Source organism: Marinomonas ostreistagni (assembly GCF_016461785.1).
In the GTDB taxonomy this organism is placed as follows: domain Bacteria; phylum Pseudomonadota; class Gammaproteobacteria; order Pseudomonadales; family Marinomonadaceae; genus Marinomonas; species Marinomonas ostreistagni_A.
On the sequence record NZ_JAEMUH010000005.1, the window covers coordinates 168,760 to 193,779 of the forward strand.

The window sequence follows — 25,020 nt, forward strand, 5'->3', positions numbered from 1 at the left end:
TTAAGTTACAACGGGCAGCTCTTCAGCCGCAACAGTGGAGTTTTTATCATAGACTAAAAAGCGTGAAGCGCAGAAAGGAATACTGCTTTAGCCGATCATTGCTTAACCTTATCATCCAAACTCACTTACCAAGTATCAGTCTTGCGCGCAGTTACCAAGATACAGATACAGGCCCTCGATTAAACAATACTAATTACCATATTTCGATATCACACAGTCACGGTGTAATTGCTGTTGCAGTGGCTAGTGAACCTGTCGGTATTGATATTGAACATATCCAACCTCGTAAAAACTTAGCGGAATTAGCAAATATGTTTATGGCCCCAGAGGAGTTAGATGGTTTTTTGGGGGCGGAGATGGAGTCGCGCTTATTTAGTTTTTATGAAGAATGGGCAAGTAAAGAAGCTATTTTTAAGTCTTTAGAGAGAAAGCAGCAGTATGGCCTAGGTTTGTCAGATATAAGACAAATTGATTTTGTTCGCTCAGGAAGCCTAATTAGAACGACTTCCTGTTTAAACAACCAGTTTGTATTGTCTGTTGCTCTGAGAGCAGAAAGCCTTAGTTATTAAGCTATGACTGCTGCAAAACCTCCAACAAGCGTATGGATTCTTCATGGTTGATGCTGTGCGTTAATCCGTCAAAGGTGTCCAGTGTGGTGCTAGCGCCTAGTGCTTCAAGCCAGTCATGGCCTTGAATTGCATGTTGGACGGGCATGACTTTGTCGGCGTTGCCATGTAGAAAGTGGACGTTGCTTGGTGATGGGTTGTGCTGTGGTGCTTTGGCAAAGCGTCCTGACAAGGACACGACATGTTTGGCTAGCGGTGTTGCTATTAGTTGCGTGGACGACAATGACATGATGGCGCCTTGTGAGAAGCCGATAATGACGGTGTCATTCACCTCTACTTTGGCGATGTCTTGCCAAAAACGAATCTTGTCAGCAAAACGCGGCATTTCGACTTTGATTCGGTCTAGGCGGTTCTCTTCATTGATATCTTTGATTGAAAACCACTGAAGACCTTCTCCTAAGTCAAATGGGTGAGGGGCGGCTACCGACACCACCATGGCACGATCCAATGAGTCGGCCAGCCATCGCCCTAGAGTCATTAAACTCTCAGGGCGTGATCCCACACCGTGAAACAATAGAATAAGGCGGTTGGCGATAGCAGGCTTTTGAATCACGATGTCTGACATAAGAGGCTCCATACTTGAATGGCGCAACATTAAAAGATATTAATTCGTGAATAAATACGGTATTCACGAATACACTATTACAAAAAAGTGAATAATCTTTTTGGAACCAAAACCAAGCAATAGGTTCCTTATTGCCGTGCTTTTATTTCGCTCCTTGTAAACGATCTTTCAAACTGTCGAGTGCCGCAATAAAAGCGTCTTTGCCTCCTTGTCGTTTGAAGACATCCACGGCTTGCTCATTTAAACCGCCAGGCGTGCAATGCTCTGGCACTTGATCAGCAAAAGGGTGCTCTGTGTGGTTAAGAGCGGTGTGATTTAGACCGCTAAATAGCGCAGCAAAATATCGTTGTGCGCTTTCTTGTGGGGTGCCTTCATTGGTCATCCATTCCGACAAGGTTGCTAATGATTCGAAATAAATGCCCATGGTGGCGCTGGCAACCGCGTAGCGATCAAACTCTTCTTCGGTTTCCGCGCTTACAACTGTCCCTATAGCGTCGAACAGTGTTTCCGCGATTTGCTGTCTTGGATAAATAGCCGTGACGCCAAGACGTTGCGCGACAAAGGGGAGAGGAATGGCGCGACACAGATTCACGTCTTGACCAAACCATTGCTGCAAGGTTGTGTGGGTTAGTGTCGCAATGAGACTGATCACCACCTTATCCGAAGGAATCTGAAGCCCGGCTAGCACTTCTTCGGCAATTTGTGGGCGTACCGCGAGCACAATGACATCGGATTGATCGATGATCATTTGGTTGTCGTCCAGCACCTGAACGCTAGAGAATTCAGCGGCGAGTTTTGCGGAAAGTGCATGACTGCGACGACTAACGCTTACCTGATCCATAGTCAGCTCGCTGGCAAATAAGCCGCGAATACAGGCTTCAGAAATGACTCCCGTGCCAATAAAACCTAATTTCATGTGATGTCCTTTTGTATGAAGTAGCGGTGTTTGTTATCTCATAGGCGATTCTTGTAATTCAAGGCGTGCGAAATCGTTATGGCTTTGTAAAGAAAGCCAAACCAGTTTTATCTCTGAGGAAGGATTCAGGCATTCAGTGGCGCACTCTGGCGAAGTTTGCTGACGTTGAGTAGTTTGTAAAGACATTCAGTAATCAAAGGAACGGTGCATGAGTGCGACCATTCAGAAAATTTTTGCCAAAGCGTTAGCGCTACTGTTTTTCATTTTAGCTGCCATGGTGTGTGGTAGCAGTTTGGTAACGGCATTATCGCAGTATCAATCTAGTCAAGAACTAACTCAAATTCTTATTCAGGTGATTAATTCTAATATTATCGCGATCGCTGTTTTCGAATTGGCGATGGTGATCAATAAAGAATACGGCAATAAAGATGAGCATGATGTGATTGTGATGCTTCGTCGTACGTTGCCGCGATTTATCAGTACCGTATGTGTCGCGCTTTCTCTTGAGGGGCTGATTATGGTGATAAAATACAGCCAAGCCGACATGGCGGGTAATCTATATTACCCTGTTGCCATCGTCGGCAGTGCGGCATTTCTATTGCTCGCGTTAGGGGTATTTTTGCATTATGTTCCTTGCGACACGGCCCCACAGACAACGGCTAAAATCGGTCAACCCGATAAGGACGAAGTGCCACGCTAGTTGGCCTTTTGTCCACTTTTTGTAATAGTAACTCGGCGGTGATAGCCGCTTGCGTAACCCCCAAATGTTGGTGCCCAAAGGCAAAGCTAAGGCGAGGAAACTTGGGATGTTGATCAATGACCGGCAAAGAGTCAGGCAATGTGGGGCGATGGCCCATCCATTCGGAAGATTGAGCGTCCTCTGGGCCGAACAGTTTCGGCAACAATGCTTTGGTATGTTTGCGCAATACAGAAAAACGCTTTTCAATGGGGGGTAACTCAGTACCGCCTATCTCACTCATGCCAACAACCCGTAAGCCACTGTCTAGGGGTGACATAACAAAGCGTCGATCTGCTGACAAAATAGTATGTCGAATGCGCGACTGGTTCTTAGGAAAAGTTAGATGGTAGCCTCTTTCAGCTTCCAGAGGGACGGTGATGCCGACTTGCTCTAGCAGTGTTTGAGTCCATGCCCCAGCACATAAGCTAACATGACCAAATTGATGGCGATGCCCAGGAATATGCACTTCAATATTGTGAGTGGAGGCCTGAAGAGACATCACCTTTTCATTGATAAAGTGGCCGCCACGTTCAATAAACGCCTGAAACAAGGCTTGGCATACCTCATAAGGGTCGGACAAACGATAGATTTCAGGAACGTAAACCGCATGACTCAGTTTCAAGGATAACTCAGGTTCTAGCTCTGCTAAGCGCTGCCCTTCCACTACTTCGCAGTCGACCTCATGTTGTTGAAGTTTACTCGCCAGCTGATGTGCTGCGACTTTTTGTCGATCATCTTCCCACACGACAAGGTTTCCTGCTTTAACCAGTAAATTTTCTTGTCCTATATCTAACAAAGTTCGCAACCATGCAGGCTGAGAACGCTTATTTAGAGCGCTAATGGCCTGGGTTCCCTGCATCGCCTGTTGTGGTCTTGCTGCTTTTAAAAATTTTGCGTACCAAGGCAAGGCTTTGGGTAAATATTTAAAAGGGATGCAAACAGGGCCATCTGGGTTAAGCCATAGCTTGGGAGCATTACGCACAGTAGCGGGGGTGGCTAAAGGCTCAATGACCTCGGTGGCTAAGTAACCAGCGTTGCCAAAAGAAGCCGCTCGTCCTGGCTCATTACCATCTAACAGGGTGACTTGATACCCTTGACGTTGCGCTTCCAGTGCGACACATAGTCCCACGACACCAGCACCGACAACTGCATAGGTCGGTTTATCCTGTGACTGAGATGAGGAAAACGGTGTGACAGATAATGAGGCATTCATAACAACTCCTTCGACACAGGTTAACAGGACGCTTCAAATGCTAAAATAGCGGCGGCAAGATCTTCACGAGAGTCACCAACCGACTTGAATACAGTAATCGCGTCCTCGGTATTTGCCAATGCTTGACGGCCTTTATGTTGCAAAGAACACAGTTCGGTCAATTCTGCGATAATTGCTTCCGCTTGGAAGGCACCCTCGTTAATAGGGATGATTAAATCTCCGGTTTCTGCTAAGGCACCAGCACGGGTATCGACGAAGACGTTGGCTTTTTGCAGTACCGCGTTATCCGCTTCACGCATGCTTGGAGTAAAACTACCAACTAAGTCAACGTGGGTGCCAGGACTTAACCATTCGCCTTTTAGGACGGGCTCTGTTGCAAGTGTTGCACAGCTGATAATCGATGCTTGTGAAGCGATGTTAGGTAATTCTTGTTCCGTGATGGCCTGCGCGTCATATCCTTGCTCTTTGAGCTCCTTTGCAAACTGGCTAGCTGCAAATGGGTTACGGTCCCAAATCCATAGGGTTTTGATAGGGCGTACACTCATATGAGCTGGTACTAAGTAGCGTCCCATACGACCCGCTCCGATCATGAGTAAACTGTCACTGTTTTGATGAGATAAATGGCTTGAAGCCAGAGCAGATGCTGCTGCGGTGCGACGCGCAGTGATGATATTGCCGTCCATTTGCGCTAAGGTCTCGCCCGTTTCGCCAGAGCTTAGGGTGTATAGGCTTGTTAATCCAGGCTTGCCTTTCTCGTTGTTACCAGGAAACACCGAGACTTGTTTAACTCCTAGATATTTCCCTTCGATCCAGGCAGGCATCAGTAGTAGTGTGGCTTGTTTGGTATTTGGCACATCAATGAAATGATGATGGCGAACGGGCGAATGAACGTCCGTAGTAAAAATCTTTTGTAGTGCCTGTATAAGCTCAGGCCAACCCAAGCGCTCAGTTAATTGTTCGGCGGTTAAGTACATCGCATTCTCCTTGGAAGTCGTCGTCATGATCTGAATTACATACTAGTGTCGAACTGACCTAGATAGTGTTCTAAAACTCTGCACAAGTTGACCAAGACTATGCATTTGCAAAGAGACTTGTTATAAAGCTTAAAGTAGCGGGGAGAAATGTATGCAAGATCATCAAAGTGGAATTCGGCGTGAGCTGATCGCAACGCAGCACGGTGAGCATATGCATGATTTCGCCCAAATCTTGATTGGCTGGCAAGGTAAGATGACTTGCGAGTTACCCCACGAAACGGGCGCCTTGTCCCGCGGTCGTTTTGCGCTGGCACCTGATCAATTGCCGCATCTTTTCTCAGGCGATTCCCAAGACTGTGAGTTATTGGTGGTGGATTTGTCTGCGGACGATCCAACTGTGCGATATATTCAAGACAGTACGGGCGTATCGGTACCAGAACTCTTTCGTCAGCAGCATTTATTTTCCGCGCTGCCCACCGCCTCGCTCCCCTGTCTTGAGTTTGCCGCAGGGCAATTAACGAACGCATCCCCCATGATTCAGCAGCGCATTAATGCGCAGATGTTGCCAATGCTTGTGTTGCAGGTGGCGGATGCTATGTTAGAACAAGATCGATTATGGCATTCGGTTCAGCATCAGCGCTTTAACTCATCAGAGTTTCGCCGCCTGATTGATCAATCCCCAGAACGGCAATGGAGCAATGAATGGCTCGCCCATTACTTTAATATGAGTGAAAGCCATTTCTATACGGTCTGTCAGGCGCAACTTGGCTTAAGTCCACAAAAGTATATACTGCAGCGCAAACTGCAGCAGGCGCAAAGGCTATTACACCAGTCATCTTTGCCGGTATCTGTACTGGCGCATCGTTTCGGTTTTTCTAGCACCTCAGCGTTTTCCCGAGCGTATCGTAAAATGATGGGGCATTCTCCGGCACAAGCCCGAGGCCGTCAGCACTAGCAAGCTGCTAGGGCTTTTCCGGAATTGCGCTGCTGGGTTTAGAGGTATAGCTTTGTATGACCAGACAGGCACCGATTAAAACCATTCCCAACCATCCAGAGACTCCTAAATGTTCCCCTACGATGGTAACCGCAAAGACTGCCGCTACTACAGGTTCAAATAAGGTGAGAACAGTGGCCGTACTTGCATGAGTGGTCTTCAAGCCGAATCCAAACAACACATAACCTAGAAACATCGGCACGGCTGCCATATAAAGTGCCACACTGATGTTATTTATCGAGCCGAATAGGTGTTCTCCTGTCAGGGCTAGTGACGGTAATAGAATGCAAGAACTGACCATAAACATACTGCTCATCGAGGTTTTAGAGTGAATGCCTTGCTCAATCATATGCTTACCGATCCATGCGTATAAAGCATAAGAGCCGCCAGCGACTACCCCGAGGATGATACCGACTACGGTGTCCCATTGATTATTAGCAGATTGAGTCGGGGCTGCTTCGGAAAACGCTAGTAACAAAATGCCGAGCAGACCAAAGCTTAAGCTGACTAACCAGGTTTTAGTAAAAGGGTTCTTTTTGCTGATTAGCCACTCCAATAAGGCTGTGGCAAAAGGTGCGCTACCGATGGTGACAACGGTGCCAATCGCAACACCTGCTAAATGCATGGCGCTGTAAAAGGTCAGTGGGTAAACGGCTATGCCGAGCGCTCCACCAACGACATAGACTTTCAATTGCCATAACTGTTTAGCATCTCGCCGTAAGTTTTTTAGAGCTACCAATGCTTGTAATAGGCCGCCAACGCCCATGGCAAAAGCTCCGATAGCCAGTGGGCTCACGTCAGGGGCTAAGCTAGCAACAGTGCCGGTGGTGCCCCATAAAAAAGAGGCCAGTAATATAGCAAGGTGACCGGTTTGGTGATTAACGTTGTTAATGGAAGTGGTATGCATGGTTCTGCTCTCTGTGTCTTTATGAGGATTATCATATGAGAAAAAGACACTGTGTATTGTGCTGAAAAGACGCTCTTGTAGACCGTTAAGATGGAATTAATGGCGTCCAGACAGCTGGCTTGGAGACAAACCAAAATGTTGACGAAAGCGTCGACTAAAAGCCGATAAGTCATTGTAGCCCACTTGTTCAGCGACGTGCTGGACAGGTAAATCGGAGTGGGTCAGCAGGGCTTTGGCCTTTTCCATCCTTAAACTCATGATGTAGTGCATTGGGCTTTGCCCCATATGGTGCTTAAAGAGTGTTTTGAATTGGGTGGCGCTTAGATGGGCTTGTTGCGAGAGGATGTTGATATCAAGGGGGTGTGCTAAATGCTCAATCATATAGGTTTGCGCTCGACGGATTCTCGGATCAATTTGATGCCCGAGCGTCTGTTGTGTCAGTAATTGCTTGAACAATTGAAACAGAGTTTGCTCGATCTCAGAGTTCACCTGATGTACGAGTTGTTTCTCAACAAACAGCAAGAAACTTTGTAGTGGCGCACTGATATCAAAGACCTGTTGCTCACTCTGAGCAAGATGATTTGGCAGGCTATTCATATCAGCGACGACAAAGCGCGCGGCTTCGTCAGCTTTAAAATGATGCTCTTGTTCCTTTTTAATGACCACGCATTCTCCGACCGAAACGCTGCCACGAAAGTTGGGAATCTCGATCATAATGGCGCCTTGTGTAGGCAGTACCAATTGATGATAAGAGTGAATATGAGTATCTGTACGTTTGGTGTAGGCGCGAAGACTTAGCGAATTTTGCATGGTTTTATCGAACATTATGAAAAAGGCGTTTGGCTATGCATAGATTTAGCATTTTTCCAGTTTTATCAGATATAAGCTTTGGTTATTAATTAAACAGAGTTATCTGCCGATAGCTTCTCTTTGCATGGTTTCACGGAGTGACGATGATGGCAACGAGCAATTTGTCTTTTCAATCCCGATATGAGTATCAAAGAGAAGAAGTCGTAACGCGACAGGCAGTGAGTGTTACTCAGACTTCCTCTCGGGCTGATAGCGAATCTGCATTGGAGTTAAAAGCCCAAGCAGGTCAGCGCATCATTGCGCAGCAAGAGGTTAGCTTCCAAGCACGGACTGAAGAGCTTGGCTTAGATGATGCGGAGGAGAGCATTTCGCGTGTCGAGCAGCGCTTTCAAAGCATGATCTCGATCCTTGAGCGCATGTTTGGCATGAAAATATCCCTATATGATGCCTCAGAGCTTGAAGGGGCAGGAAATGGCAAAAGTGAGCCTTCAGCCAACAGTGGTTCGGCACAAGGGCAAGTGCGTCAAACCGCCATGGCCATGCGAGAGTATCATCAAATAACGGAACAAGAGTCCAGTTATGTCGGCATACAAGGACGCCTTGACCTCAACGATGGTCGATCATTGAATGTCGATTTTAGTTTGGATATGTCTCGTTCTCGTTACGAAGAGTTCTACGGCGAGATCTCATTCACAGGCCGTAATGTGGACCCATTGGTAGTGAATTTAAACGGTAATGCCGCACAGTTAACCAATCAGCGTGTTAGCTTTGACCTTGATGGTGATGGTACAGAAGAGCAAGTGGTGTTTGCGACGGGTGATTCGGCATTCTTAGCCATTGATAAAAATGGCAATGGTAGCATCGATGATGGCTCTGAGTTATTTGGCCCCCAGTCAGGCAGTGGCTTTGCTGACCTTGCCCAATACGACAGTAATCAAGATGGTCTGATCGATAGCCTTGACGATATTTGGCAAGATCTGGTGCTAGTGCAGCGAGACGAACAAGGCAATGAAAGCTTGTTAAGTTTAAGTGATGTGGGAGTTAGTGCCTTTGTATTAGAGCGCACCAGCTCTCCATTTAGTCTTTTCAACGACCAAGGTGAGCGCACTGGCATCATTCGAGAAACGGGTCTTTATGTCAAAAATGATGGCACCGTAGACAGTATGCAGCATGTAGATTTGATCGTTTAGAGTGGGAAAGAGCAGAGTATTGGTCAACTGCTTCATTTAAGAACGCGATAAGATGATGCCATTACTACGATAGTCGAGAGGAATCGTTCATGGCACATCTGTTAGTTCCAGGCTCCGCAAATGGCGCTGTATTGGCTTCCCAAGAAGGGTTGAGTTTCTGGGGCGGCGTGGATTCTGCGTCGGGTGTGGTGATGGATGCGCATCACCCTTTGCATCAACAGTGTTTGGCGGCGAAGGTGCTGATGCTGCCGACCAGTCGTGGCTCCTGTACGGGCAGCGGAGTGCTGTTGGAATTGATTCAGAATGGCCACGCTCCGGCTGCATTGATCTTTCGAGAAACGGAAAGTGTCTTAACGCTTGGGGTGTTGGTTGCTCAGCATGTATTTGGTTTAACCATTCCGATCGTCCGTGTCTCTGAAGCAGAGTTTGAGTTACTGGCCCAAGCCGATCAAATCAACATTACAGAACACACGATTCAGACTAAAGGCGTGAGTTTTCCACTAGAGCCAGCACCTCACACGGAATTGCTATTGTCGGACACAGACCTCGCTATGCTAGAGGGGCAACAGGGCGTGGCGGTGCAATTGGCCATGCGATTACTGTGTGATGTGGCTCGTAATGAAGGCGCCACAGAGTTGATTGATGTGGCGAAGGTGCATATCGATGGCTGTATCTATGCTGGACCTGCATTGCTACGTTTTGCGCAACAATTCGAGCAAATGGGGGCTCAAGTTCGGATCCCGACGACGACTAACTCGATTTCCGTAGATTATGCCAACTGGCGCCGACAGGGGTTAGAGGAAGCCTTTGGTGAAGCGGCTCAAGGGCTTGCAGACGCCTACCTTAATATGGGGGCTAGAGCGACGTTCACCTGCGCCCCTTATTTGCTTCCCGACGCACCTGCACAAGCAGAAAACATTGCTTGGGCCGAGTCCAATGCGGTGATCTATGCCAACACGGTGCTAGGTGCCCGTACGGCAAAACATCCTGATTTTCTTGATTTGTGTATTGCCTTAACGGGCCGATCCCCTCGCACGGGGATGTATCTAACGGAGCAGCGTGCTGCGCGTCGTATCATTGATGTGCCTTACTTCACCTCGGTGGATGATGCTTTTTGGCCAATGCTGGGATATTTAGCAGGGAGTTTAGCGCCGGATCGAATTCCTTTGATCCGAGGTGTAGCTCATTTATCCCCCAATCAAGATGATCTAAAAGCCTTGTGTGGTGCGTTTGGCACAACATCGGGAGCGCCCATGTTACATGTGGCTGATATCACCCCTGAGGCAACCAATATAGCGCCTCAAACTGATCAAGTGGCGGTGTTATCAGAGGACTTCCTGGCGGTTTGGCAGCAGTTTAATCCGACTAAAGTCCCAGTAGAGTTGATTGCTTTAGGTAGCCCGCATTTTTCGTTAACGGAGTGTCGTGTTTTAGCGAAGCTATTAGAAGGGAAACGCTGTCTGACGGGTGTGGTGGGGATGATCACATTAGGTCGTGATGTACTGGAGCTTGTGAAAAGCGAAGGGCTTGTTGCGCCCATTGAACAGGCGGGTTTTATCATTTATCCCGATTTATGTTGGTGTTCGATCTCTGAACCCGTTTTCCCAACAAGCACTAAAACACTGATGACCAACTCTGGCAAATACGCCCACTACGGACCAGGTCTCAGCGGGCGTGCAATTCGCTTTGGCAGCTTAGCCCAATGTGTAGAAGCCGCTACTACAGGGTATTCAGCAGAGACACCGCCATCATGGCTCATCTAATATTCTTCAAATGGTCTAGCTAAGAAAGGGCCACTAGCTCATACCAAATAATGGTCTACAATCTATTAAAGGCTCCTTTGGATTATGCAGTCGTGCCTTTGATTCCTTAGGCGTTTCTGCATAAGTGCGTGCAACGAGTGCTCGGTGCTCGTCTGCACGCTTTTTTTAACAGCTTCAGATATTTTTGCTTATATTTGATATACCCTTGTGCAAACTTTGTGCTAAAACTTAATAAAAACCATGAACTTGAAGCGTGTAAAATAATTGACGAAGACTAGGGAGTCCTAAATGCCTGCAATGAAGATTCGCCAAAAAATCAGCTTAGGCTTAGTTGTCATCTTTGTGTTAGCCATGGCTGTCGTGTACGCGGTCGTGGAAGGTAAAGTTAAGTCTGATCTAATCTCTGAGCGTCAAAAACAAATAAGTGTCAATCAACAAGGTCTTGTTGCCCTGTTAGGTGCAAAACTTGATGAAATTCAACTAATGACCAGCTCTATTGCTTTGGCTGCCACACAATTACCTGAAGATGTTGAGCTCTATAAATCGATATTACCTCCTCTTATTAATAATCATGGTGATGTAAGTATTGCTGGCGGTGGTATATGGCCCGAACCTAACGCCTTTACGCCTGGTGTTGAACGACGCAGTTTCTTTTGGGCTCGCTCCGGTAGTGGTCTGGAGTTACTTGAGGACTATAACGACCCGAACGGCTCAGGCTATCATAATGAAGGTTGGTATACTGTTGGACGTAATGCGCCGATCAACCAATGTTCATGGTCAGAGGCGTATACGGACCCTGTTTCAAAAGTCCCAATGGTGACATGTACGATACCTATTAAAGAGCAAGGTAAATTTTCTGGCGTTGCTACCGTCGATATGATGTTGGATGGCATTACCGATATCCTTGAGCAACATGGCGCTAAAAATAATGGTTATGTATTTGCTCTAGATGCTCAAGGTCAAATGCTTAGCTTTCCTAAATCTGCTGCGGAAATTGTGAAAGCTGATGATTCTATGGTGACTGCAGATGAATTGGCGAAGACACTTGAGTGGTTAGCGCCTGCTTTGCAAGCGGCTAAGCAGAATAACAGCGGTGCAGCGGTCGCTTTAGAGTATGATGCTATTTTGGGCGAATCCGCGTTTGTTGACTTAGTGAAAGAACCGCAAACGGGTTGGACCATCGGTTTAGTGGTGCCGAAAGGTGTGATGACTGAAGTTGCCAGCAGTATGAGTATTTTTCTTATGCTAGCACTAGGCGCGTTGCTTATTATTGTAAGCATTGTTGCGTGGCTGTTTTTCCAAAGTTTATTGTCCCGCATTGCTCAAACAACTGAACAAATTCAAAACTTAGTATCTGGTAATGTTGATCAAGAATTAAAGATTTTAAAACTAGACGAAATAGGAGAATTACGCACATCCGTCAATGCTTATGGCGCAAAATTAAAGTCTTTGCTTGCAAGTATCCATCAAGAGTCAGCCAAACTAGTGGATGACGCGGGTAAATTGAATGTGTTTAGTAATGAGTTTCTCAGTAAGGCGAATAGTCTGAGTGATGAAAACCATATGTTGGCTGCGGCGACAGAAGAGTTTGGTGCGACTTCCGCTGACGTTGCTATGTACTCAAATGAGACGAAAGAAACGGTAGAGCGCATACATAAAGACGTTCGTACCAGTGGCCAAGAAATGGAAGGCGTTATTCAAACAATGCGTTCTTTGGCACAGACCATGAACCGAGCAGAACAAAATATCCTTCAATTAGACCAAGACAGCCGTAAAGCACACAGTATGCTAGGCGTTATTAGGGATATTGCTGAGCAAACAAATCTATTGGCTTTGAATGCCGCGATCGAAGCTGCACGAGCAGGGGAAACGGGTCGTGGCTTTGCGGTAGTAGCAGATGAAGTACGAAATTTGGCCGCTAAAAGTGAAAGCTCTGCTGTGGAGATTGAACAAGTGTTGAACCGCCTTCAGGAAGCATCAAAAGAGTCTGTTGATTCGATGACGACGGGCCAGTCTGAAACTGAAAGTGCGGTGAACAATGCAGAGGCAACAGCGAGTCATTTACAGGAAGTAGTGAGTGCCTTTTCTCAGATAACGGATCAAGCAACACAAATATCCGTTGCAGCAAATGAGCAGCAGAAAGTATCTAATGATCTGACTGAATTTGTATCAAGATTGCAGGCTCTCACAAGTAGCAATGCAGACGATTCGAGCCGACTCAGTAGAATGAGTGAAGAAATTGATGCAATTGCGAGACGATTGAACGATTTGCGCTAATTTGCATCTGTCACAGACTTAAAAAGCCCACTCAACTGAGTGGGCTTTTTTGATTAGAAAGAATATAAAACAGATGCTGTTGTCTCAGTATCGGTAGTGTCAGTTTCTGCCGGAACATCCGATGTGTACTCAACTTTATAAGCTAATTTCATGGCTAAGTTATCAACGATATTGGCTTGGATGGATGAGATTGACTCATTGACTGTGTTGCCACCACTGGTGCTGATTTCGCTGTTTAATTCTTGTCGGAAGAGAGAAGTTGGAGAAAAGTGGTTTTCATAAGTGCCAGATAAGCGAACAAATGTACCTCGGTCTGAATTACCATCGGCGCCATCTTCAATCGCATAATCTCGGTAACCTACTCCTGCTGAAGCCTCTAGATAGGAACCGTCTTGATGTTGCCAAAAGCGATTACCGTAACCTGTAGACGTTGAGCCTTTACTACGATATCCCGAGAAACGGTCTTCTTCATAGGAGCCTCTGACATACCAGAATTGTTCTGTGTCGAATTTGTAGTTGGCTTGCACTGACCCTTTGTATTGTTCTGCTGTGGTCGCGCTATCGGAACTACTGTATAGAGAGCTTAAACTGTAATCTGTACGCCACTTTAGAGACTCTTTTGTCAGGTTCAACGCACCGTTTAAGTTTTGAGTATCTGTGTTGCCTGTAGTCAAAACCATTCCAAGTTCTGCCGAGCCTGACCACTCGTCAGGAGGTGTTGTTAGATTCAGATTGGTATCTGCTGCATATAGGTTCGACACAGAGACACTGACTGCAACAATTGAAGGTAGCAGAGCTCTTTTCATGGTCATCCTCGTTCGTTTATTGATCGTATACACTAAAAATTATCATAGCGTTCGATATGAATAGAGGGGCTTGGTGCAGGTTGCTTTGTTTACTCTAATTTTTTAAGCAATGCTTAAATGAAGTTTGCATTTTGTATGAAGTTAATGAACTGCATATGATTAAATGTTTGTTTTTTTTACATGGTATGAGGCAGTACTTTGTCAGAAGTAAATCAGTATTTAGGTCACTACAGTCCAGAATTACAGTCTCAAACGCGAGCTATGTTGGATTCTGGTAAGACGGAGGCTTGGCTTTTGAATAAGTATCCTAAAGCACATGAGTTAACAAATGATAAGCAGCTTTATCATTTTGTACAGGAGCTCAAGCAACGGTTTATGAAGAGTTCTGGGTCAATTAGCAAGGTAGCTTATGATGATAAGCTTCACGTAATTCATAATGCTTTGGGGCTACATACTTTTGTCTCCAGAGTGCAGGGAAAAAAGCTAAAAGCAAAAAATGAAATCCGTGTTGCTTCAATGTTTCGTCGAGTACCAGAACCCATGCTACGTATGATTTTGGTTCACGAGCTCGCGCATCTCAAAGAGAAAGAACACAACAAGGCATTTTATAAGCTGTGTCAGTATATGGAACCTGATTATCATCAATTAGAGTTTGAGCTTCGTGTGTACCTTTGTCACAAGGAGCGCTACGGAGAACTATGGCTTTCTTAAAAAGGTTTCCAAGAAAGCCATATGAAGGTTGTTAAGCATAAGTATCAAGCGATTGTCCTAACGGGTCATCTGGGTCTTTTTCCGTTACAGAGGATCCTGTTTCGCTATTCTCACTAGAAGGTTCTTGAGACTCCTCTTGCTTAGCTTTTTTAGCTTCCTGCATTTCCAGCTGTGATATTTGTTGCTGTAGCATCTGAATCTGTTGCTGCAAAAGCTCGGCTTGTTGTTCGTCTTCTTCTGTTTTATCCGTGCTGGTTGAAATACTGGTTAACTCTTCTTGCAAGGTTTCCATCTTCTGTTTCAGTGTTTCTATTCGAGAAGAAGAGGAAGACTGGGAAGAACTGCTGCTTTGGCTAGTAATGCTGCTCAAGTTCATTGAGATAGCGCTCATAAAAAACCTCCTTAATAGATGTAATACCGCTTTGTGGGATAACGGCACACTTTTAGGAGGTTTTAGTTTCTTTACGTTAATTTACACTAGTTGATTTGATCAACTAAATTCTAATGACTAGTCTAAGTCCGTTGCGTTATGGCGTTCCCTGATGCCGTTTTCACCCCAATGGTTAACACGTATTCCCCGTTTAACAGCAGGACGTTCGGCAATCATTTTCGCCCAGCGTTGTACGTATGGGTATTCTCCGACATCTAAGAACTCAGCTGCACCATAAAGATCGCCAAGCACTAACTTCCCATACCAAGGCCAAATGGCCATATCGGCAATCGAGTATTCATCGCCTGCCATGTATTTGTTTTCCACTAGATGTTTGTTTAGCACATCTAGTTGGCGCTTAGCTTCCATCGTGTAGCGTTCAATTGGGTATTCTTGTTTAAACGGTGCGTATACATAAAAATGACCGAAACCGCCGCCTAAGAATGGCGCAGATCCCATTTGCCACATCAACCAATTACGACACTCTGTTTTAGCTTTTAGGTCTTGTGGAATGAAGGCATCGTGCTTTTCTGCCAAGTATTGCAGTATGGAACCGGATTCAAACAGGCGCAGCGGTGGATTCACAGTGGTGTCAACCATGGCTGGAATTTTCGAGTTCGGATTGATCTCAACAAAGCCGGATGAGAATTGCTGACCTTCACCGATATTGATCATATAAGCATCGTATTCTGCCCCATCAATGCCAAGGGCTAATAATTCTTCTAGTAGGATGGTAACTTTTTGACCATTCGGAGTGGCAAGGGAATGCAATTGCAATGGGTGCTCGCCTTTTGGCAGCTCTTTTTCATGGGTTGCGCCAGCGTAAGGGCGATTAGTTTTTGACCACTGTTGGGTCTTTTCAGCATCCCACTTCCAAACTTTATCCGGTGTGTATTCGTTTTCAGAACTCATCTCAGACTCCTTATTCATTTAACCTATATAGGTTATATGGCGATCAAGCGATAACCTCAAGGCACGAAAAAGGAGACTGTGTGCAAACAAAAAAACCAGCGGCTGAATCAGACGCTGGTTTCTTGTAGATTGAATAATGATCAAAATTAAGCGATCTTGGTCAACCAACCGTGGGTATCCGGTGCTTTGCCCCACTGAATATCATTCAGCGCTTGGCGAAGTTTTTGCGCCATAGGCCCCACCTCACCATTGCCTACCTGAACGTCTTCACCGTTGTGGATCAAAGTGCCAACAGAAGTCAGAACGGCTGCTGTACCAGAAAGCATGGCTTCAACGCCTGGTTTCTTAGCACGCTCTAGAAGCTCCTCTACTGATACTTCACGTTCAGATACTGTCATGCCTAGGTCTTTAGCGATCTGTAGAATGCTTGAACGTGTTACACCGTGTAGGAAGCTTGAATCCAAGGCTTTAGTAATGATTTCGTTGCCATCAACGATGAGGAAGTTGGCAGCGCCTGTTTCAGTAATATAACCGTTCGGGCAGAACAACACCTGATCGGCTTGGAATTTCTCTTTAGCCTCAAGCGTAGGCGCTAGGGCGCTTGCATAGTTACCACCACTTTTGATCATACCCATATGTGGTGCACAACGCTGTCCCGTTTCGTCTAGTAATAGACGAAGTGCGCGTGCGCCACCAGCAAAGTAATCGCCTACAGGAGACAGTAGAACGTACATCAAAGATGAATCAGAAGGCGCTGCCGCTTTACCTACGGCTGCTTCAGTACCAATGTGTGTAGGACGGATGTACATAGAACCTGGAGGCGTTGGTACGTCCGCTGCATATTCTGCAACGATGTCAGAAATCATCTGAGTCAGTTGTGCTTTGTTTACTTCTGGAAGTGACAACAAGCGGCTGCTTTGTGCGAAACGTTCGACGTTTTGGTCCATTCGAAAGACGTGCACGCTGCCGTCTTCGTGACGGAATGCTTTCAAGCCTTCAAAACAAGTGCTTGAGTAGTGCAAAACGTGTGCACCAGGGTGAAGAGAGATGCTGTCAGAAGCAACGATCTGAGACTCAGACCATTGATTGTTTTCGAATGTTGCTAATGCCATTTTCGGCATAAACACGCTACCAAAAGCCGCCATTATGATTTCCTACTGAATGAAATTACGAAAAGATGTGTGCCATTAACATTAAGTTTGGGCAGGCGATTAGAGTGGATGTCCAAGACTTAATTGCAAAATACTAAATCAGAATGGGTCTTTAAGAAAGGGAGTTTCTTTGTTTAAAACCCCTCTGGGGCTAATAATTCATATTGATTTTGCAAAGTACGCTGAATTGCTGTTTGAAATATGTCAAAGTAGCGTCATTTTAGTGCAAGTATAAACGGATTAATTCGCTGTACAAGTGATTAAGGCTTGTAGCGAGTAGGTAAGGAGCAAACTTGAAAGTCTCATTAGTTGTCCCTGTCTTTAATGAAGAAGACGCTATCCCTGTCTTTTATCGTGCTGTAAAAGATCATTTGACGGAATACGAAATTGAAATTGTGTTTATAGATGATGGCAGTCAAGACAATACAGAGCTTGTGGCGCTTGGTCTTACAGCGCAAGACTCGTGTGTAAAGGTTATTAGCTTTACTCGTAACTTTGGCAAAGAGGCTGCTTTAATGGCTGGGTTAGAGCATGTATCTGGAGATGTTGTCATACCAATCGATGTTGACTTACAAGATCCGATAGAAGTGATCCCTCTTCTTATAGAGAAGTGGCAAGCTGGTGCAGATGTTGTATTAGCTAAGCGGGCTGACCGTTCAACTGACAGTTGGCTAAAACGCCAAACAGCCACATGGTTTTATCGATTTCACAATATGATTAGTAAGGTCAAAATTGAAGAAAATGTTGGTGACTTCCGCTTAATGTCCAGAAAAGCAGTGGAAGATGTAAAGCGTCTTGGTGAGCATAATTTATTTATGAAAGGAGTGCTTTCATGGGTTGGTGGCAAGACCGAAATTGTTGAATACACACGGCCTGAGCGTTCTGTAGGAGAAAGTAAATTTAATGGTTGGAAACTATGGAACTTGGCTTTAGAGGGGATTACTAGCTTCTCGACATTTCCTCTTCGTATTTGGACTTACCTTGGATTTACTATTGCCAGCGTAGCATTTTTGTATGGTAGCTGGATGATTATTGATAAGTTGGTGTGGGGGAATAGTGTTCCGGGATATCCATCAATTTTAGTCTCGATTCTCTTTCTAGGTGGGATTCAACTCATTGGTATTGGCGTTTTAGGTGAGTACATTGGAAGAGTTTACATGGAGTCGAAGCGTAGACCTCGCTATCTGATAAAGGAAGATCGAAAGGATGTTTAGTAATAAAGCTATCAACGTCATTTTTTTGTTTTTATTGTTGCTCTCAGTTGCGCTAGTGGTATTCATATTCTTTGTTTGGAATGATCAAGAAAAATTGGATGAAATAGAGCTAGTTGATAAAAATGATGAACTTAATTACTGGATTGATACATGTTCAATCGAACATGATGGGCATACTATTTCTGTTTCTGGGTGGGGATACCTAGAAGATATGCCTTATATAAAACACGAGGTGTATGTAAAAAGCAAAACAGGCGGCTTTTATAAGTTGAATACGATTCGAACTAAGCGTGTTGATGCTCGTAAGTTTCTAAAACTTGAAGATGAGTTTGATAAGATTGGTTTTAACTCCTCTTTGAGGATCCTTAAAGAAAACGATTTCACTAAAGATATTATCTTTACCATGAGAGGCCCTTACGGAAAGAAAGCAAATGTTGAATACACATGTAAGTAATAAAGTTAGGTATTTCTCCTCTCTGTTTATCGCTTTATACCTTTTGATTGTTTCTTACTCAATTGAAACATTGCACTGGGGTGATGATGCAACATTTCTAGCGATTGCTAACCAAACGAATTTTAATATTCTAGACTGGCTTTATAATCGCTACTTCGAATGGAGTGGTCGAGTCACTATAGAGTTTCTAATGCTGGGCACTATCAATTATCCGGCATTTTGGAAAATACTCATTCCTCTCACAATGCTACTAATGGCCACTTCTATATCGAATATTATATTTAATGAAGTAAAAGCATTTGCGGTGCTTTTGATACTGGTTTTAATGGCGATAAGTCCTGTAGAAATTATTTCAGAATCCACTTATTGGGTAACTGGTTTTTATAATTATTTACTACCGCTTTCTCTTGGGCTTTACTGCTTTTCAATATTGATAAAAAAAGCTCCATCTAGAATGTCTATGGTTTTTAGCTTTTTTTCGGTATTTATTTTTGCTTATCAAGAACAAGTCGTTGTTTTATTCCTGTTGGCTTGTGTATGCGTTCCAAATTTTTATAAAGATAAGTTTAAGTTGGCGTTGATTTTTTTTGTTATCGTAAATGCTGCAGTTTTATTTCTGGCGCCGGGAAATGCTAACAGACTTCTTATATCTTACTGGGGGGCTTTTCCTCAATATCTGGATTTTGGATTACCAGAGCAGCTTGCATTGGGGTTTGATAAGCTATACCAAGGCTTTATTTTTCCTGATAACTGGCCTCTTTTTATATTTCTAGGGATGCTCTGCGGGCGTTATTTTTTTATAAATAGGTATGCTGTATCAGAAAAAATATCGCTGGTTGTTCTTGTTTTCTTTATGGCCTTTTTCTTAGCGCATGCTCAGGAGTTTCCCTTTTCAAGCCAATCTTTCGCAAAAGCTCAATACATTGGAGAGATTAACTCTGATGCTATCATCGGTGGAAAAATGTATGTTTGGTATTTCGCATTTTTACTTGTTCTAGTGTCCAGCTTAATATTGATATTGAGGCAACTAACGAGTTTTGGTGTGCAAATTTTGATCGTTCTTTCCTTGGGGATAGCAAGCGTAATGATGATGGGCTTTTCTCCCACTGTTTACTCTTCCACATACAGAGTTCAGCTTATATTTGAAGTATCACTTATTATGGCAATTCTGTTCCAATTTAGAACCCTAAAGGAAGAATATGAGAACGTGCAAGAGCTAGAACCTGGATCAACTTAGTATCTGAATTTATGGAACTAACACTGCAAGAAGTTGTAGATGCAGCTATGCTGAAGAAAACAACAACAGGAGCGCAGTATGAAATTCGGATTAGTCGATCGCCAAGGGTATGTTCCGGATATGAATTACGGTGAAGCGGGCCAAGAGCTGGCGTGCTTTGTGCCAACGGATTACCGTTTTGAGCAAGTGTCTTATGTTAATGGAGAAGGGGAAGTAAAAGTCGATGGCCACAACTGGCGTTTCTTTTTCACACAAGAAGGGATTGGTGTCGAGCTAATGGGCGGCATTGTGACCTTAAACGAAGCTCAGAAATTCTTACAAGATGTGAAATCTCATATATGGGGAGATAAACACCAGCAAGTACAGATCTTCCTATCCGGTGCTGCCCCAGATTGATCCAATATTGAAGCTCATTGCTCAGAACGAAAAAGACCGACTAAATTAGTCGGTCTTTTGCTATTCCAAAGTCAGTGTTAATAACTTAAACACTTATCCACTTCGTTTGCAGCACCTAGGACCACTGCAACGCGTTGGTGAATGCCTTCTGGTTGAATGTCCAAAATACGATCCGTATGGGTGAATGCTTTACCGCCAGCCTGTTCAAGCAGCATACCCATAGGGTTAGCTTCGTACATCAAACGCAATTTGCCAGCTTTATTTGGATCTTTCTTGTCCCAAGGGTAAATAAAGATACCGCCACGACAAAGGATGCGGTGAACATCACCCACCATGGCCGCCACCCAACGCATATTGAAGTTCTTAGCGCGTGGGCCGTCTTTGCCTGCAACCAAGTCATTCACGTAATTTTGCATCGCTTCTGACCAGAAGCGTTGATTAGACATATTGATCGCGAACTCTTGCGTCTCGTTGTCCACTTTTACGTTTTCACGAGTCAGAATAAATTCGCCTTTCTCCACATCCAGAGTAAACATGTTCACACCGTTACCAGTGGTGAACACCAACATCGTCGATGGGCCATAAAGCACATAGCCTGCTGCGACTTGGTTTTTACCTGGTTGTAGGAAGTCTGCTTCCGTTGCAGATTCACTACCTACCTGATGGTAGATGGAGAAAATGGTTCCTACCATTGAGTTGATGTCGATGTTTGAAGAGCCATCTAGTGGATCAAAGGCAATCAAATATTCGCCATCAGTGTTGGCAGGGACGATGTCGTCCTCTTCTTCGGACGCAATAGCACGTACCGCAGGAGAGGCCAGCAAAGCACTTTTAAGCATGTTGTTAGAGATCACATCCAGTTTCTTTTGTTCTTCCCCTTGAACGTTCTCGTTACCAGCCATGCCGAGGATGCCGGCTAGCGAACCTTTTTTCAGTGCGCTTGAGATTTCGATACAAGTTTGGGTTGTGACTAACAGTACTTCCTGCAATGATGCGCTTGAGGCATCGGACGCAAGGAACTGAGATAAGCTTTGCATGGCAAGGGTCCTTTTTATTTATTCGTCTTGGGAAATTATGCCACCCGCTTAGTTCCACGTCAGCCTACAATGCCAATAAATATGAGTTGATGGCACAACTCAATGAATTAAGAGATGAGAACACTATGGATTACTTACTGCACTACTTAAAATTTGATGGTCAAGGTGGCGCAACACGTGAAACGCAATTGCCAACTGTTTTGCCTGAAAGTGGTGCCCACTGGGTACACATCGACTGCTCAAAAGGTGACGGTCGGGACTGGCTGGATAACATAGCGGATATCCCTGAAGCCGTGGTGGATGCACTGTTTGCCGATGAAACACGTCCGCGTACGGTTAAAATGGGACAAGGTGTCCTGATCACGCTGCGTGGCGTCAATTTAAACCCAGACTCAGATCCTTCAGACATGGTGTCCTTGCGTTTGTGGGCCACCCCACATTTTATTATTTCAACGCGTCGTCGCCGTTTGCTGTCCGTTGTAGAGCAAGTAAATAACCTCGAGAAAGGTGAAGGCCCGGAAAACATTGCCGAGCTTGTTGCAACCTTAACGCACACTCTTACCGCTCGCATGGCGGGGGTTATCGATGGTCTTGAAGACACATTGGGTGAGCTTGAGGAAGAAATGAGCGAACAGGTTTTACCTGAGCAACGTACCATCCTAGTAGATCGACGCTTGCAAACCGTTCGTTTGCGTCGTTTCTTAGTGCCTCAAAAAGAAGCCATTAGCCGTCTGGCGGTAGAGCTTCAATCTTGGGTAACCAAAGAGCAGATGGCTGATATTCAAGAAGCTGCCAACGATATTACTCGTTATGTGGAAGCCTTGGAGTCATTACGCGAGCGTTGCTTGCTGATGCAGGAAGAGTTTGCCAACCATCAAGCAGAGAAGATGAACGCCCGCATGTACGTGCTGTCGATCCTGTCTGGTATCTTTATGCCGTTGGGCTTCTTAACTGGCTTATTTGGTATCAATATCGGTGGTATGCCTGGCGTGGAGAATGGTGCAGCATTCTGGCTGTTTGTCGGCGTGCTGGTATTTATGGGGATTGGCCAATACGTTCTAATGCGCAAGAGTCGCTGGTTCTAGTGCTTTAGTTCGGCTTGTGATTTAGATAGCTAGAGCCCAGTCATTATTTTTCAAGTGCTAGGAGTCACTGAAAAATAAGACTGGGCCCTATCTTCTTAAGCCTTAAGTGTTTTCACACCAGACTGAGTACCTAGCAATAGAACGTTTGCTGGGCGTGCAGCGAATAGACCGTTTGTGACCACGCCAACGATTTCGTTGATTTGGCTTTCCAGCTTCACTGCGTCCAAGATTTCTAGGTTGTAAACGTCAAGGATGTGGTTGCCGTTATCGGTTACTACGCCTTCACGGTACACTGGGTCACCGCCAAGTTTCACTAGTTCACGAGCCACATAGCTACGCGCCATTGGGATAACTTCTACTGGTAGAGGGAAATCGCCTAGCACTTTCACCAATTTTGATTCGTCTGCAATACACACGAATTCTTCTGATACGGCTGCCACGATCTTCTCGCGTGTGAGTGCCGCACCGCCACCTTTGATTAGGTGAAGGTGGTCGTTTGATTCATCCGCACCATCTACATACACACGGATCGAGTCCACAGCGTTTAGGTCATACACAGGAATGCCGTGACCTTTTAGACGTTCTGCAGAAGCTTCAGAGCTCGCTACCGTGCCATCAAATAGTTGTTTGTGCTTTGCCAATTCATCAATGAACATGTTCGCTGTTGAACCGGTACCTACGCCGACAATAGTGTCTTCTTCAAGAAGAGGAAGAATATATTCAACTGCGGCTTCAGCGACTGCTTTTTTTAATTCGTCTTGCGTCATGCTGGGTAAACCTGTGACTTAGAGTGTGAGTAATGGTGTTGCCCAAAAGGGTGGGCACATTATAGTCAGTTAACCTCTTTATTGTTACCCCTCTGGGATGAAGTTGCTGACTTCAACCGAAATGGCATCAAATCCCGCCCAAGCCTTTGCTCATAATGATGGGAAAGAGTATATTGCGTGTTCATTTATTAGCAGAGTTACCCCCGCAAACGCCGATTCTAGGCGTGCTTTGGAGAAAAAGCAGGAATGTATATGCCTCACACAATCATCAAAAAGATTCTACAAGCGCCGGTTTATGACGTCGCGGTAGAAACCCCCGTTTCCCGTGCTACGCAACTGTCTGAACGCACTGGCAACGATATTATTTTGAAGCGAGAAGACCTACAGCCAGTATTCTCGTTTAAGATTCGTGGTGCATACAATAAAATTATTCAGCTTTCTGAAGAAGACCGTGCCAAAGGCGTGATTGCTGCGTCAGCAGGTAACCATGCGCAAGGCCTTGCCCTTGCTGCGAAAAAGCTAGGCATCAAGGCCACCATCGTGATGCCAGAAACGACCCCTGATGTAAAAGTCAATGCAGTGCGTGCCCGTGGCGCCGAAGTGGTGTTAGCGGGCGATGCCTTTGATGCAGCGTTTGCAAAATCCCAAGAAATCATGGCGCAAACTGGTCAAGTCTATGTACACCCGTTCGACGACCTCGATACGATCGCCGGTCAAGGCACGATCGGTATGGAACTATTGCGCCAAATCGAAGGTGACATCGATGCGGTGTTCATCCCCGTGGGCGGTGGTGGTCTAATCGCTGGCGTTGCTGCTTACATCAAATACCTACGCCCTGAGATTAAAGTCATTGGTGTGGAGCCAACTGATGCCGCGTGTTTAAAAGTCGCATTAGACACAGGCAAACCAACACGTCTTGCTCAAGTGGGTATCTTCGCAGAAGGTGTCGCGGTGGCTGAAATCGGTAAAAACACCTTTGAAATTGCCAAAGAGTGCGTTGACGAAGTCATTACTGTGAACACTGACGAAATGTGTGCCGCGATCAAAGATATCTACGACGATACCCGTGCTATCACTGAACCAGCCGGTGCTTGTGCGCTAGCGGGACTGAAAAAGTACATTGAGCGTGAAGGCGCTAAAGGTCAGCGTTTGGTAGCGATCAACTCTGGTGCGAACGTTAACTTCGACCGTCTACGCCATGTTTCTGAGCGTGCCGAATTAGGTGAAAAACGCGAAGCCATCATCGCTGTGAAAATCCCAGAAGCGCCTGGTAGCTTTAAAGATTTCTGTCAGGCGCTGGTGGGTCGTTCAATCACCGAGTTCAACTACCGCTACAGCAATGACAAGCAAGCGGTGATTTTCGTCGGTGTCGCGCTGGGCGGCAGTCCAAACAGTCGTGAAGAGCTGCTACATGATCTGAAAGATTACGAAATCGTTGATTTAACCGATGACGAAACAGCGAAGGTTCACGTACGTCATATGATTGGCGGTCACTTACGCAGTGAGAAAGGCGAGCTGCTGTACAGCTTTGAATTCCCAGAGCGCCCTGGTGCGTTGCTGAAATTCCTTAACACCTTGGGCGGTCAGTGGAATATTTCCATGTTCCATTACCGTAACCACGGTGATGCTTACGGTCGAGTGTTGGTGGGGTTGCAGGCGGTTGGCGAAGAGACCGATGTGACGCGTTATTTAGATGAGCTAGGCTACCCTTACCAAGATGAAAATGATAACCCAGCTTGTAAGCTGTTCTTTCGCTAAATAGTCGAAAATCGGTTATCATAGCGCCAACTTCAAATGACATGGCAACCCTCTGGTGAAGGTAGGTTTGTCGCTTAAGCTAAAGCTT

25 protein-coding genes are annotated in these 25,020 nt (G+C 45.4%); 13 read left to right on the top strand and 12 right to left on the bottom strand.

Going from position 1 to position 25,020, the window contains the following annotated elements:
• Positions 1–62: 62 nt before the first annotated feature.
• Positions 63–569 (top strand): 4'-phosphopantetheinyl transferase family protein, encoded by a 507-nt coding sequence (locus tag JHD44_RS18905; RefSeq protein ID WP_199461972.1) that lies wholly within the window; start codon positions 63–65, stop codon positions 567–569.
• A gap of 1 nt (position 570) precedes the next feature.
• Here JHD44_RS18905 and ypfH read toward each other — a convergent pair whose 3' ends face one another.
• Both ypfH and JHD44_RS06585 read right to left on the bottom strand, forming a co-directional pair.
• Positions 571–1,191, bottom strand: a complete 621-nt coding sequence (ypfH, locus tag JHD44_RS06580; RefSeq protein WP_199461973.1) for an esterase — start codon at positions 1,189–1,191, stop codon at positions 571–573.
• Between the two features lie 142 nt (positions 1,192–1,333).
• Entirely contained in the window at positions 1,334–2,107 is a 774-nt protein-coding gene (locus tag JHD44_RS06585) for a pyrroline-5-carboxylate reductase (RefSeq protein ID WP_199461974.1), read from the bottom strand.
• A 208-nt stretch (positions 2,108–2,315) separates the two neighbouring features.
• Here JHD44_RS06585 and JHD44_RS06590 point away from each other — a divergent pair, with 208 nt between their 5' ends.
• Positions 2,316–2,807, top strand: coding sequence for a hypothetical protein (locus JHD44_RS06590; RefSeq protein ID WP_199461975.1), 492 nt, complete (start codon positions 2,316–2,318; stop codon positions 2,805–2,807).
• Here JHD44_RS06590 and JHD44_RS06595 read toward each other — a convergent pair.
• Together JHD44_RS06595 and JHD44_RS06600 are read right to left on the bottom strand one after the other, a co-directional pair.
• The gene (locus JHD44_RS06595) at positions 2,767–4,059 is read right to left on the bottom strand and encodes an NAD(P)/FAD-dependent oxidoreductase (protein ID WP_199461976.1); all 1,293 of its coding nucleotides are present in this window, start codon (positions 4,057–4,059) and stop codon (positions 2,767–2,769) included. The genes JHD44_RS06590 and JHD44_RS06595 overlap by 41 nt on opposite strands.
• 20 nt (positions 4,060–4,079) lie before the next feature.
• A complete protein-coding gene (locus tag JHD44_RS06600; RefSeq protein WP_199461977.1) occupies positions 4,080–5,033 on the bottom strand; it encodes an ornithine cyclodeaminase family protein in 954 nt (317 codons plus the stop codon).
• Between the two features lie 151 nt (positions 5,034–5,184).
• Between JHD44_RS06600 and JHD44_RS06605 the strand changes: the two genes are divergently transcribed.
• Complete coding sequence (locus JHD44_RS06605) at positions 5,185–5,988, top strand: AraC family transcriptional regulator (RefSeq protein WP_199461978.1); 804 nt, start codon at positions 5,185–5,187, stop codon at positions 5,986–5,988.
• A 7-nt stretch (positions 5,989–5,995) separates the two neighbouring features.
• Here JHD44_RS06605 and JHD44_RS06610 read toward each other — a convergent pair whose 3' ends face one another.
• Both JHD44_RS06610 and JHD44_RS06615 read right to left on the bottom strand, forming a co-directional pair.
• Positions 5,996–6,934: a DMT family transporter gene (locus JHD44_RS06610; protein ID WP_199461979.1), complete on the bottom strand. Its 939-nt coding sequence runs from the start codon at positions 6,932–6,934 to the stop codon at positions 5,996–5,998.
• 96 nt (positions 6,935–7,030) lie between these two features.
• Complete coding sequence (locus JHD44_RS06615) at positions 7,031–7,744, bottom strand: AraC family transcriptional regulator (RefSeq protein ID WP_199461980.1); 714 nt, start codon at positions 7,742–7,744, stop codon at positions 7,031–7,033.
• A gap of 143 nt (positions 7,745–7,887) precedes the next feature.
• On the opposite strand from JHD44_RS06615, the gene JHD44_RS06620 reads away from it, so the two are divergent.
• The 3 genes from JHD44_RS06620 (at position 7,888) to JHD44_RS06630 (ending at position 12,974) form a co-directional block, all read left to right on the top strand.
• Positions 7,888–8,934, top strand: coding sequence for a hypothetical protein (locus JHD44_RS06620; protein ID WP_199461981.1), 1,047 nt, complete (start codon positions 7,888–7,890; stop codon positions 8,932–8,934).
• An 89-nt stretch (positions 8,935–9,023) separates the two neighbouring features.
• Complete coding sequence (locus JHD44_RS06625; protein ID WP_199461982.1) at positions 9,024–10,697, top strand: aconitase X; 1,674 nt, start codon at positions 9,024–9,026, stop codon at positions 10,695–10,697.
• Positions 10,698–10,985: 288 nt separating this feature from the next.
• Positions 10,986–12,974 (top strand): methyl-accepting chemotaxis protein, encoded by a 1,989-nt coding sequence (locus JHD44_RS06630; protein WP_199461983.1) that lies wholly within the window; start codon positions 10,986–10,988, stop codon positions 12,972–12,974.
• Positions 12,975–13,027: 53 nt separating this feature from the next.
• Here JHD44_RS06630 and JHD44_RS06635 read toward each other — a convergent pair whose 3' ends face one another.
• On the bottom strand, positions 13,028–13,780 hold the full coding sequence (locus JHD44_RS06635) for a DUF481 domain-containing protein (protein ID WP_199461984.1): 753 nt from the start codon (positions 13,778–13,780) through the stop codon (positions 13,028–13,030).
• 198 nt (positions 13,781–13,978) lie between these two features.
• On the opposite strand from JHD44_RS06635, the gene JHD44_RS06640 reads away from it, so the two are divergent.
• Entirely contained in the window at positions 13,979–14,491 is a 513-nt protein-coding gene (locus JHD44_RS06640; RefSeq protein WP_267905818.1) for a YgjP-like metallopeptidase domain-containing protein, read from the top strand.
• 31 nt (positions 14,492–14,522) lie between these two features.
• On the opposite strand, the gene JHD44_RS06645 is transcribed toward JHD44_RS06640, so the two are convergent.
• The 3 genes from JHD44_RS06645 to JHD44_RS06655 form a co-directional block, all read right to left on the bottom strand.
• A complete protein-coding gene (locus JHD44_RS06645; protein ID WP_199461985.1) occupies positions 14,523–14,882 on the bottom strand; it encodes a FlxA-like family protein in 360 nt (119 codons plus the stop codon).
• A 117-nt stretch (positions 14,883–14,999) separates the two neighbouring features.
• The gene (gene yghU / locus JHD44_RS06650) at positions 15,000–15,833 is read right to left on the bottom strand and encodes a glutathione-dependent disulfide-bond oxidoreductase (RefSeq protein ID WP_199461986.1); all 834 of its coding nucleotides are present in this window, start codon (positions 15,831–15,833) and stop codon (positions 15,000–15,002) included.
• Between the two features lie 146 nt (positions 15,834–15,979).
• Complete coding sequence (locus JHD44_RS06655) at positions 15,980–16,978, bottom strand: branched-chain amino acid aminotransferase (protein WP_199461987.1); 999 nt, start codon at positions 16,976–16,978, stop codon at positions 15,980–15,982.
• Between the two features lie 299 nt (positions 16,979–17,277).
• Here JHD44_RS06655 and JHD44_RS06660 point away from each other — a divergent pair, with 299 nt between their 5' ends.
• The 4 genes from JHD44_RS06660 (at position 17,278) to JHD44_RS06675 (ending at position 20,285) form a co-directional block, all read left to right on the top strand.
• Positions 17,278–18,198: a glycosyltransferase family 2 protein gene (locus JHD44_RS06660; RefSeq protein WP_199461988.1), complete on the top strand. Its 921-nt coding sequence runs from the start codon at positions 17,278–17,280 to the stop codon at positions 18,196–18,198.
• The gene (locus JHD44_RS06665) at positions 18,191–18,652 is read left to right on the top strand and encodes a hypothetical protein (protein WP_199461989.1); all 462 of its coding nucleotides are present in this window, start codon (positions 18,191–18,193) and stop codon (positions 18,650–18,652) included. The genes JHD44_RS06660 and JHD44_RS06665 overlap by 8 nt, the downstream gene beginning before the upstream one ends.
• Positions 18,630–19,889 (top strand): hypothetical protein, encoded by a 1,260-nt coding sequence (locus JHD44_RS06670; protein ID WP_199461990.1) that lies wholly within the window; start codon positions 18,630–18,632, stop codon positions 19,887–19,889. Before JHD44_RS06665 ends, JHD44_RS06670 begins: the two co-directional genes overlap by 23 nt.
• 78 nt (positions 19,890–19,967) lie before the next feature.
• Complete coding sequence (locus JHD44_RS06675; protein ID WP_199461991.1) at positions 19,968–20,285, top strand: hypothetical protein; 318 nt, start codon at positions 19,968–19,970, stop codon at positions 20,283–20,285.
• Between the two features lie 77 nt (positions 20,286–20,362).
• On the opposite strand, the gene JHD44_RS06680 is transcribed toward JHD44_RS06675, so the two are convergent.
• A complete protein-coding gene (locus JHD44_RS06680; RefSeq protein WP_199461992.1) occupies positions 20,363–21,322 on the bottom strand; it encodes a class 1 fructose-bisphosphatase in 960 nt (319 codons plus the stop codon).
• Positions 21,323–21,447: 125 nt separating this feature from the next.
• Between JHD44_RS06680 and JHD44_RS06685 the strand changes: the two genes are divergently transcribed.
• Positions 21,448–22,407, top strand: a complete 960-nt coding sequence (locus JHD44_RS06685; RefSeq protein ID WP_199461993.1) for a zinc transporter ZntB — start codon at positions 21,448–21,450, stop codon at positions 22,405–22,407.
• A 95-nt stretch (positions 22,408–22,502) separates the two neighbouring features.
• Here JHD44_RS06685 and rpiA read toward each other — a convergent pair whose 3' ends face one another.
• Positions 22,503–23,174 carry a ribose-5-phosphate isomerase RpiA gene (gene rpiA, locus JHD44_RS06690; protein WP_199461994.1) on the bottom strand — a complete coding sequence of 224 codons (672 nt, stop codon included), beginning with the start codon at positions 23,172–23,174 and terminating at the stop codon, positions 22,503–22,505.
• A gap of 252 nt (positions 23,175–23,426) precedes the next feature.
• On the opposite strand from rpiA, the gene ilvA reads away from it, so the two are divergent.
• The gene (gene ilvA / locus JHD44_RS06695; RefSeq protein WP_133560973.1) at positions 23,427–24,932 is read left to right on the top strand and encodes a threonine ammonia-lyase, biosynthetic; all 1,506 of its coding nucleotides are present in this window, start codon (positions 23,427–23,429) and stop codon (positions 24,930–24,932) included.
• Positions 24,933–25,020 lie beyond the last annotated feature (88 nt).

What these genes read in the sequence shown, in the direction of transcription:
- ypfH (WP_199461973.1), bottom strand. Translation starts at nt 1,191, where the DNA reads ATGTCAGACATCGTGATTCAAAAGCCTGCTATCGCCAACCGCCTTATT.
- JHD44_RS06585 (WP_199461974.1), bottom strand. Translation starts at nt 2,107, where the DNA reads ATGAAATTAGGTTTTATTGGCACGGGAGTCATTTCTGAAGCCTGTATT.
- JHD44_RS06590 (WP_199461975.1), top strand. Translation starts at nt 2,316, where the DNA reads ATGAGTGCGACCATTCAGAAAATTTTTGCCAAAGCGTTAGCGCTACTG.
- JHD44_RS06595 (WP_199461976.1), bottom strand. Translation starts at nt 4,059, where the DNA reads ATGAATGCCTCATTATCTGTCACACCGTTTTCCTCATCTCAGTCACAG.
- JHD44_RS06600 (WP_199461977.1), bottom strand. Translation starts at nt 5,033, where the DNA reads ATGTACTTAACCGCCGAACAATTAACTGAGCGCTTGGGTTGGCCTGAG.
- JHD44_RS06605 (WP_199461978.1), top strand. Translation starts at nt 5,185, where the DNA reads ATGCAAGATCATCAAAGTGGAATTCGGCGTGAGCTGATCGCAACGCAG.
- JHD44_RS06610 (WP_199461979.1), bottom strand. Translation starts at nt 6,934, where the DNA reads ATGCATACCACTTCCATTAACAACGTTAATCACCAAACCGGTCACCTT.
- JHD44_RS06615 (WP_199461980.1), bottom strand. Translation starts at nt 7,744, where the DNA reads ATGCAAAATTCGCTAAGTCTTCGCGCCTACACCAAACGTACAGATACT.
- JHD44_RS06620 (WP_199461981.1), top strand. Translation starts at nt 7,888, where the DNA reads ATGATGGCAACGAGCAATTTGTCTTTTCAATCCCGATATGAGTATCAA.
- JHD44_RS06625 (WP_199461982.1), top strand. Translation starts at nt 9,024, where the DNA reads ATGGCACATCTGTTAGTTCCAGGCTCCGCAAATGGCGCTGTATTGGCT.
- JHD44_RS06630 (WP_199461983.1), top strand. Translation starts at nt 10,986, where the DNA reads ATGCCTGCAATGAAGATTCGCCAAAAAATCAGCTTAGGCTTAGTTGTC.
- JHD44_RS06635 (WP_199461984.1), bottom strand. Translation starts at nt 13,780, where the DNA reads ATGAAAAGAGCTCTGCTACCTTCAATTGTTGCAGTCAGTGTCTCTGTG.
- JHD44_RS06645 (WP_199461985.1), bottom strand. Translation starts at nt 14,882, where the DNA reads ATGAGCGCTATCTCAATGAACTTGAGCAGCATTACTAGCCAAAGCAGC.
- yghU (WP_199461986.1), bottom strand. Translation starts at nt 15,833, where the DNA reads ATGAGTTCTGAAAACGAATACACACCGGATAAAGTTTGGAAGTGGGAT.
- JHD44_RS06655 (WP_199461987.1), bottom strand. Translation starts at nt 16,978, where the DNA reads ATGGCGGCTTTTGGTAGCGTGTTTATGCCGAAAATGGCATTAGCAACA.
- JHD44_RS06665 (WP_199461989.1), top strand. Translation starts at nt 18,191, where the DNA reads ATGTTTAGTAATAAAGCTATCAACGTCATTTTTTTGTTTTTATTGTTG.
- JHD44_RS06670 (WP_199461990.1), top strand. Translation starts at nt 18,630, where the DNA reads ATGTTGAATACACATGTAAGTAATAAAGTTAGGTATTTCTCCTCTCTG.
- JHD44_RS06675 (WP_199461991.1), top strand. Translation starts at nt 19,968, where the DNA reads ATGAAATTCGGATTAGTCGATCGCCAAGGGTATGTTCCGGATATGAAT.
- JHD44_RS06680 (WP_199461992.1), bottom strand. Translation starts at nt 21,322, where the DNA reads ATGCAAAGCTTATCTCAGTTCCTTGCGTCCGATGCCTCAAGCGCATCA.
- JHD44_RS06685 (WP_199461993.1), top strand. Translation starts at nt 21,448, where the DNA reads ATGGATTACTTACTGCACTACTTAAAATTTGATGGTCAAGGTGGCGCA.
- rpiA (WP_199461994.1), bottom strand. Translation starts at nt 23,174, where the DNA reads ATGACGCAAGACGAATTAAAAAAAGCAGTCGCTGAAGCCGCAGTTGAA.
- ilvA (WP_133560973.1), top strand. Translation starts at nt 23,427, where the DNA reads ATGCCTCACACAATCATCAAAAAGATTCTACAAGCGCCGGTTTATGAC.